This window comes from Stenotrophomonas sp. GbtcB23 (genome assembly GCF_019091045.1).
Taxonomy (GTDB): domain Bacteria; phylum Pseudomonadota; class Gammaproteobacteria; order Xanthomonadales; family Xanthomonadaceae; genus Stenotrophomonas; species Stenotrophomonas rhizophila_A.
Genome location: NZ_JAGXKC010000154.1, coordinates 1 through 659, shown reverse-complemented (window position 1 = coordinate 659; position 659 = coordinate 1). Strand labels below are relative to the sequence as shown.

At 67.5% G+C, this 659-nt stretch carries 2 protein-coding genes; both read right to left on the bottom strand.

The window, feature by feature from the left end; translation table 11 throughout:
• Positions 1-269: replication initiator protein A (locus KVS69_RS18555; protein ID WP_217539452.1), on the bottom strand; the 269-nt coding region annotated here is incomplete at its 3' end.
• A 26-nt stretch (positions 270-295) separates the two neighbouring features.
• On the bottom strand, positions 296-577 hold the full coding sequence (locus KVS69_RS18550; RefSeq protein WP_217539453.1) for a helix-turn-helix domain-containing protein: 282 nt from the start codon (positions 575-577) through the stop codon (positions 296-298).
• Positions 578-659: the final 82 nt, after the last annotated feature.

Genomic DNA, 659 nt, shown 5'->3' with positions numbered 1-659 from the left:
ACGATCTGCGAAGCCGCCCATATCAGCACGTCCGCATCCCAAATCGTGGCGATGCCATGCTCCTGCGTGCCTTCCACACGGATCGTCACGTTGCCCGCGCGGAAGTCGATGGGCTTGACCCGCTTGGACTTGCCGAGCGAGAAGAACGGATAGGCCATCAAGTCCTGGCTGTCGCGCGGTGCCATGTCGCCGGGCAAGGCGCGGAACAGGTCGAGCTGTTCGCGCTCCTGCAACGGCCGCTGCCGGGACGGCAGCGCGGTGCTGGACATGGCGATGGCCTGCCGCGCCCCGCCGATCAGCGCGCACGACTGTCGGCCGAGTGGTGCTCGGCGTATTCGGGATCGGAGGTCGTCTCGAAACTGCGGTCGGCGGCCCAGGTGTCGAGGTCGGCCCCGGCGTACATGACGCGCCGGCCGAACTTGCGAAAGCGCGGGCCGCCGCCGATCACGCGCTGCTTTTCCAGCGTGCGCGGCGACAGGCGCAGGTACTCGGCGGCTTCGTCGTTGGTGAGATAGCGTTGGGGCTGCGCAGCAGCGGTCGAGACAGTGGCGGCAGGCCGCAAAGGAGCGGAACGCATGGTGTGAACCTCCATCGGTTGAAAACGCCCGGCCACACAGCGCGACCGGATGGAGGCAGTCTCAAGAAGCGAGGGGGTTCCG